Source organism: Arthrobacter sp. SD1074B, from assembly GCF_056780195.1.
The window spans coordinates 3928907-3936237 of record NZ_JBRAZT010000001.1; the positions used below are offsets into that span (position 1 = coordinate 3928907).

Annotated in this window: 8 protein-coding genes; all 8 read right to left on the reverse strand. The window is 62.3% G+C overall.

The genetic code is table 11. The features are described 5' to 3' along the window. Positions 1-1101: 1101 nt before the first annotated feature. The 8 genes from ACUYM2_RS18285 to rpmH all read right to left on the reverse strand — a co-directional run bounded on the left by ACUYM2_RS18285 (position 1102) and on the right by rpmH (position 6864). Positions 1102-2391, reverse strand: coding sequence for a ParB/RepB/Spo0J family partition protein (locus ACUYM2_RS18285; RefSeq protein ID WP_481601352.1), 1290 nt, complete (start codon positions 2389-2391; stop codon positions 1102-1104). Between the two features lie 68 nt (positions 2392-2459). After that, positions 2460-3521 carry a ParA family protein gene (locus tag ACUYM2_RS18290; RefSeq protein WP_481601353.1) on the reverse strand — a complete coding sequence of 354 codons (1062 nt, stop codon included), beginning with the start codon at positions 3519-3521 and terminating at the stop codon, positions 2460-2462. Positions 3522-3606: 85 nt separating this feature from the next. Continuing rightward, positions 3607-4257 (reverse strand): 16S rRNA (guanine(527)-N(7))-methyltransferase RsmG, encoded by a 651-nt coding sequence (rsmG, locus tag ACUYM2_RS18295; protein WP_481601354.1) that lies wholly within the window; start codon positions 4255-4257, stop codon positions 3607-3609. Positions 4258-4272: 15 nt separating this feature from the next. Beyond that, positions 4273-4884 (reverse strand): Jag family protein, encoded by a 612-nt coding sequence (locus ACUYM2_RS18300; RefSeq protein ID WP_481601355.1) that lies wholly within the window; start codon positions 4882-4884, stop codon positions 4273-4275. Next, positions 4884-5858, reverse strand: a complete 975-nt coding sequence (yidC, locus tag ACUYM2_RS18305; RefSeq protein WP_481601356.1) for a membrane protein insertase YidC — start codon at positions 5856-5858, stop codon at positions 4884-4886. The genes ACUYM2_RS18300 and yidC overlap by 1 nt, the downstream gene beginning before the upstream one ends. 16 nt (positions 5859-5874) lie before the next feature. Then, on the reverse strand, positions 5875-6282 hold the full coding sequence (gene yidD / locus ACUYM2_RS18310; RefSeq protein ID WP_481601357.1) for a membrane protein insertion efficiency factor YidD: 408 nt from the start codon (positions 6280-6282) through the stop codon (positions 5875-5877). After that, positions 6275-6685, reverse strand: a complete 411-nt coding sequence (rnpA, locus tag ACUYM2_RS18315; protein WP_481601358.1) for a ribonuclease P protein component — start codon at positions 6683-6685, stop codon at positions 6275-6277. Before rnpA ends, yidD begins: the two co-directional genes overlap by 8 nt. Before the next feature lie 41 nt (positions 6686-6726). Next, entirely contained in the window at positions 6727-6864 is a 138-nt protein-coding gene (rpmH, locus tag ACUYM2_RS18320) for a 50S ribosomal protein L34 (RefSeq protein ID WP_003800212.1), read from the reverse strand. Between the last annotated feature and the right edge of the window lie 467 nt (positions 6865-7331).

Here is a 7331-nt window from a genome sequence, read left to right on the forward strand (position 1 = left end):
ACCGGGTACGCCTTTCGAGCATCATTGTCGGGCTACAAACGCCCATAGCCCAAGAGCCTCCGATACGTATCGAGGGGCACGTCCCGCCCGTAAACCTGCCTTACAGCTGTCTAGTTGTATGGATTACATCATCAAGCTGAGAACCGGGACGACGTCGGCAGGCACGTCGCGCCCACAGCCGATAGGAATGATAGGCCGCGCCCGTCTGCTCCGAGGTGAGTGGCCCACTCGGCTGCGCCTCCTGCCCGCGGGGGGAGAGCATAGTCCTGCGGCGAGAGTCGGTCCCCACACCTTTTGCTATAGAACGGCGCGGACTCCTCATGGAGCCGCGCAGCAGCAGGCAGGTCAAGTTGCAGGATCCTCGGTGCCAAAGGGGGAAGAGGCCCTACAGCGGTATCTCTCGGCGGTTAGCGGGTGTTTCACGTGAAACATCACCACCGGACGTCGAGGGCTTGCTGCGGAACCTGCGGCAGCCAGCTTATCCACGCCCGGGCGGACGCGCTCGATCCTAGGATCGACGTCCGTAGCCCGCCTCGGCAGCTTGCTCTCAGGCGCCGGCACGCCCACCGTCGCACCAGGGCCGCGTGCGGCTGGAGCCCGCCATTCGCGCACCTCGGGCCTCGGAGGGTTCCACAGAGGGCCGGCCAGCAGGGTTCCATTGGGATCAAGCGCTGAGCTGCCCGGTCTGGCAGGGGCATAATCGGCGGACTGGGCCGAGGACCACCCGACCGAACGTGGGAAGCAATCCAACGCACGAAGGCTTATGGATTGGACCACGGCCTGAACTAAGATCTCCGAGATCTGGCCTGGCCCATAGCCAGTAAGGAATTTTCGAAGACCAGAGGGCCCGCTAACACTCCCAAGAGGTCCTTCCCCCGCTCTACACTTCGGAGTCGATCCGTAGCCACCCGTGGTGTCGTGGGACGCCGACCAGTCCCATTGCACCACAGCGGTTCACGGTAACCGTGAGTGCACCCAGTTAACGAACCGGGAGCGACGCAGCCGAACCTGGGACTCCATTTCCCTCATTGAGGGGACGTAAAGGAAAAACAGGCCCTGTTTCACGTGAAACAGGGCCTGGAGGACGAGGATATACGCGATCTAGCTGGGGTTACCCGGTGTGAGAACGTCCATGATGCGGTTCAGGTCCTCAACGCTGGCGAATTCGATACTGACGCGTCCCTTACGGGCACCCAGAGATATCTTCACATTGGTGTCCAAGCGGTCAGACAGAGAGGAAGCCAGGTAATCAAGCCGTTCGTGGCGTGCACCGGGACGGGGAATATTGTTCTTCGTCGGCCCCGCCGGACTCTGGTAGAGCGTTACAGCTTCTTCGGTAGCGCGGACAGACATTCCCTCGGCCACGATTTTCTGCGCGAGGCGTTCCATCGCCGCTGCATCGGGAAGAGCGAGAAGGGCCCGCGCGTGCCCAGCCGAAATAACCCCGGCGCCCACCCGCCGCTGCACCAACGGCGGCAGCTTAAGCAGTCGAAGGGTGTTCGATACCTGGGGACGCGACCGGCCGATACGGTCGGCGAGCTGTTCGTGCGTAGTCCCGAAGTCTTCCAGCAGCTGCTGATAAGCCGCCGCTTCTTCGAGGGGGTTCAGCTGGCTGCGGTGGAGGTTCTCCAGCAGCGCGTCACGAAGAAGATCATCGTCGGTCGTATCGCGGACAATCGCAGGGATTGTCTCCAGTCCGGCGGCCTGCACTGCACGCCAGCGACGTTCACCCATGACGAGTTCATAAGGCTCGCCACCTTCTTCGGTTGAAGTTCGCACCACAATTGGCTGGAGGACACCAATTTCACGAACGGAGTGCACGAGCTCCGCCATGTCGTCCTCATCGAAGACTGAACGCGGCTGCTTGCGGTTGGGATGGATGTCCGACACCGGGATTTCCGCGAAACGGACCCCGGGGACCTCAACCAGATCCGCACCGTTATCCACAGCGTCGGTGTTGACCGAGGCTGCCTTCCCGGTGTCGGCGTCGTCCGTGTCCTGCGTGGAATTCCTGCCTGCCGGTGCCTTGCGGGAAGGGGCCTTCTTAGCAGCAGCACCCGACTTCGCCGGGGCCGCATCCTTCGCCGTTGAAGCCATATCGGCAGCCTTGGCCGGAGCTGTCGGCGCCGCCGGTTCGGCAGCTTGCTCCGGGGCCGCGCTACCGGAGGCCGCCTCCCGCACGGAAGACGTCGTCGTCTTCTCTGCCGGGGCGTCGGTCGTTTCAGTGGTCTCTTCCGTCAGTGCAGCGTCGGAGCTTCGCTTCCTGGCTTCCGGGAAAAAAAGATCCACGGGCCGGGACGGCGCGGAACCGTTTCCAGAGGCGTTAGCCGAGGCGGAACTTGGAATCAGCGCGCCAAGTCCACGGCCAAGGCCGCGTCGCTTATCGCTCATGGATAAATCCCTCCGGTGGAAGAGCCCGGCGTACCGCAGCTCTGGCTAGTGCAATTGTTGAGAAGATTCTAACGTTCAGCAATTTCCGCTGCGGCTTCCAAATAGGAAAGAGCGCCGCTGGAGGAAGGGTCATAGGTCATCACGGTCTGCTGGTAGCTCGGTGCCTCCGAAATGCGAACCGAGCGGGGAACCACAGCTCCGAGGACCTGGTCCGGGAAGTGTTCACGAACCTCCGCGGCCACCTGGGCTGCGAGGTTGGTTCGTCCGTCGTACATCGTCAGCAGGATCGTGGAGACCACCAGATCGGCATTCAGGTGCTTCTGGATCATTTCAATGTTCTTGAGCAGCTGGCTCAGCCCCTCCAGTGCATAGTATTCGCACTGGATCGGGATCAGAACCTCGCTGGCAGCGCAGAAGGCGTTGACCGTCAGGAGTCCCAAGCTCGGCGGGCAGTCGATGAAGATATAGTCGAGCCGCTCCTCGCCGTTTTTGGCGCGTTCCTTGGCATAGACGTCGATCGCGCGCCGCAACCGCTGCTCACGGGCAACCAAGCTGACGAGTTCGATCTCGGCGCCGGCCAGATGGATCGTGGCGGGGGCGCAGATCAGTTTCGCGATATCCGGGCAGGGCGCCACAACATCCTGCAGCGGCACGTCGTTGATGAGGACGTCGTAGATGCTGTCGACGTCGGCGTGGTGTTCGATACCCAGCGCGGTTGATGCATTGCCCTGCGGATCGATGTCGATCACCAGCACGTTGAGGCCGGCAGCAGCCAGGGCGGCGGCAATGTTGACCGTGGTGGTTGTCTTGCCCACCCCACCCTTTTGATTGGAGACGGTGAAGATGCGGGTCTTCTCGGGCTTCGGCAGCTCCCGCCCAAGCAGGCGTTCCCGGCGCTTGTTCTCATGGGCGAGTTCGCGGGCGATTGGGCTGGAGTCGTCGATCGAGTCAAGGACGTTGGCTACCGACGAGCTGGAGGTTTCACGTGAAACGCTGGCGACCGCTCCTGCAACCGATCCCGTTTGCTTAGCAGAAACGTTGTGAGCGAGGGCGGGCGCGGAAAAGGCCCGTGCGGACCCCAGGGACACAAACGGCGGAATCCGTTGTGTGGAGGCTTCGCTACTGCTCACTTGACACTCTCGCTCTCATTCGGCTTTTACTGCCGGTTACTAGCCTAACCTCTTACCCTGTTAGACCGAGGGCACCGGGCTGGTGCTACGCAATCTTTCGAGGCTTGTTCACAATGATTCGGACGACGGTTGTGGGTTCCTCAAGGAGGTCCTCGCCGACGACAACGACGGAGGTCTCGACGCCGCCGAGTTTACGGATCACCTTGGCGGCCTTTTCAATTTCCTCGCCGGCGCTGCGCCCCTTGATAGCGACAACTTCGCCTTTGCCGCCGAGCAGCGGAATGGTCAGTCCGGCCAGGTTGGAAAGCGCAGAAACGGCTCGCGCGGTGACGACGTCGGCGGTGACCTGGCCGACGGCCAGTTCGGCCCGGGTCCGCATCACGGTGACGTTCTCCAGGCCCAGGTCATCGACCACTTCCTGCAGCCAGATCACCCGGCGCTCAAGCGGTTCGATCAGGGTCAGTTCCAAGTCCGGCCGCGCGATGGCGAGGCAAAGTCCCGGCAGCCCGGCACCGCTGCCGACGTCGGCGACGTGGCTTCCCTGGGCAATCTCGCGTTCAATGACTGCGCAGTTAAGCACATGTCGGCTCCACAGACGCGGCACTTCACGGGGGCCGATCAGGCCCCGTTCCGTGCCGGAGGTGGCTAGATGCTCAACGTAGCGTTGTGCCAGTTCCAGCCGGTCGCCAAAAATAGCCTCTGCGGCCTTCAGTTCGGCCGCGGTAATTTCCACCATCAAGCTACCCGCGGATCAGTCTGCGGAGACAACGATGTGGCGGTCGGCGCCTTCGCCCTCGGATTCGCTGACAAACCCCAGATCCGCCACGGCGTCGTGCACGATCTTGCGTTCGTAGGCGCTCATGGGAGCCAGCGACACCGCGGCGCCAGTCTCCTTGACCGAGGCGATCGCATCTTCGGCGATCTGCTGCAGGTCACCGGCCCGGTCTGCCCGGTATCCGTTGATGTCCAGGACCAGGCGGGAGCGGTTCTCCGTAGCGGAGAGCACCGCGAGGCGGGTCAGCTCCTGGAGGGCTTCGAGCACCTCGCCGTCGCGGCCCACGAGGTTCTCCAGGCCGGAGCCTTCCTCCTCGGCAACGATGGAGATGTAGGTGCGGCCGTTGCGCACCTCGATGTCGATGTCGCCGTCAATGTCGGCGATGTCCAGCAATTCCTCGAGGTAGTCCGCGGCAACGTCGCCCTCTTCCTCCAGCCGGCTCGCCGACGTGCCTTTCGCGGAGCCCGCACCGGCGTCCTCGGACTCGGTCCCGGCCTCGCCGGTGCCGTCTTCCTGGACGCTGTCCTGGAAGTCGTCTTCCTTGGGGGATTCGGCGGAAATAGCGTGTTCGGCGCTCTCGGCAGACATTACTTCCTCTTCCTGTTCTTGCGCTGGGGCTGGATGCGCTGGCTCTTCGCGGCGGCGACGGCGGCCGCAGCGGCGGCCGCTTCAGCCTCGGCGTCGGCTTTCTTCGCACCCATCAGGGGCAGGGACGGAAGGCCCTTGGCGGCGCGGCGCTCGGCGAGGGCCTTCGCGGCGGGAGATCCCGGCGTCGGCATCCGACGAATGACGAAGAACTGCTGGCCCATGGTCCAAAGGTTCGTGGTGGTCCAGTAGATCAGGACACCGATGGGGAAGTTGATGCCGCCGACACCGAAGACGAGCGGCAGGACGTACAGCATCATCTTCTGCTGCTTCATGAACGGGCTCGCCATGGCCTCTTCGGACATGTTCTTCGCCATGATCTGCTTCTGGGTGATGAACTGCGAGGCCGTCATCGCCAGGATCATCACGATCGAGAGGACCACCACGGCTACGTTGCCGGCGCCCCCGTGCAGAAGCGCTGCGGACAAGGGGGCACCGAAAATGCTCGAAGCGTCGAACTCGACGACCTGCTCGTGGCTCATTGCCCCGATGCCCGCGCCCTTGTCCTTGGCGGCGGAAATACCCGAGAGCACTTGGAAGAGGGCGAAGAAGAACGGCATCTGGATCAGCATCGGCAAACAGGCCGAGAACGGGTTGGTGCCGTGCTTCTTGTACATGGCCATCTGTTCCTGCGCCATGGCCTGGCGGGAGAGCTGGTCGGTTTTGCCCTTGTACTTGTCCTGAAGCTTCTTTAGATCCGGCTGCAGCAGCTGCATGCCGCGCTGGGCCTTGATCTGCTTGACGAACACGGGGATCAGCGCGGCCCGGATGACCAGCACCAGTCCGATGATGGACAGCGTCCACGTCCAGCCGTTGGCGGCCGGGAGGCCGATGGCGCTCAGTCCGTCGTGGAAGCCCACCATGATGATGGAAACCAGCCACTTGAACGGAAACATGATTGTTTCAAAGAAGTCCATACGATATCCCTATTCGTCAGGCCGCCGAGCGGCCTTCTCCATCAGACTGAGCAGCCAGGTACTGATCCGGGTTGTTCAGCACAACAATTCTGGGGGTGTGGCCTTCGGGCCACTCCCGGTGCCCGGCGGGGACGTGGTCCACTCCGCCGGAATTCCATGGGTGGCAGCGCGCGAGGCGCCGAGCCGCGAGCCAGCTCCCCTTGACGGCGCCGTGCACCGTGACCGCCTCGAGCGCGTACGCCGAGCAGCTGGGGAAAAAGCGGCAGACCTGTCCATAGAGCGGGGAAACCACTTTACGGTAGGCCATCAGCAACACGATCAGGAGGTTGCGGGGCAGGTTCCAGATCGTCCGGCCGAGCCAGGCCGCGGCGGCTTTGAGGCGGGATCCAGGAACAGGGACGACGGCGGCAGTTGAGTTACGCACGCGGGGTCCCTTCCTGTGTTGTCTCGTAAGAAACTGTAGAAGCGGCCTGTGTTAGGCGGCTGCCCAACCGTTTCATGGTTGTCTGCAAAGCAGCGTCATAGTCACCCAACAGATCATCCCAGCCGGCCGCCGCCGAGGCGGGCAGTGCCCGGACCACGATAGCGAACCCGCTGGGATATCTCTGCAGCGACAAGGCGCCGGCTTCTCTTAGTCTCCTCTTAACGAGGTTCCTGACAACAGCGTTCCCAACACTCTTGGAAACGATGAAACCGATCCGGCTTGGTTCATCGGCAGCGAGAGCTGCCGTATATAACACTAAGTTCCGGCGTCCATTGCGGACGCCGGAACGTACAGTTGTTGAAAAATCGGTAGGGGTCCTCAGACGGTTCCGGGTGGCTAGCACCGTTCAACTCGCATAGGGATGGTGACCGACGAGTCAGTTATTTAGGCCGACAGCTCGGTGCGGCCCTTGCCACGACGGGCTGCCAGGATGGCACGGCCGGCACGGGTACGCATACGAAGGCGGAAGCCGTGCTTCTTGGCTCGACGGCGGTTATTCGGCTGAAAAGTCCGCTTGCTCACGTTAGTTACTCCAGTGGATCAAAGGTGCGCCCACCCGATCAAAAAAAGGGGAAGAACTGGCCGACGCTAAGTTTTGTATGTGCCGCCTCCCTCGACTCGCAAAGACGCAGGCGTCGGGGAGAGATTCAATGAGGCGAAAAGCGGACACAAAGGACTTCACAACGTTAGGGGAAAAACGCCCCCAGAGTCAAACCGGGGGCCGGCCCGCCGCTTGTCCCCAGCTGTGGTTAACCCGGCCGCCGGCCTGTGGATGAAGTACGTCACCCGCCCCGTTTTGGAACCACACCCGTGTAATTATCCACAGGGCCGATCCCAGCTATCTTCTAGGCTTTTGATCCCCTAGAGTGTCCCAGTAGCCGATTATCCACGGACTGTGCACAACCCTGTGGATTATGCCGGGGCCAGCAGTCTGGTTCGGTCTTGTGGCTGCAGGTAATGCAGGCAAGCAAGGTTTGAGGAACTGATTG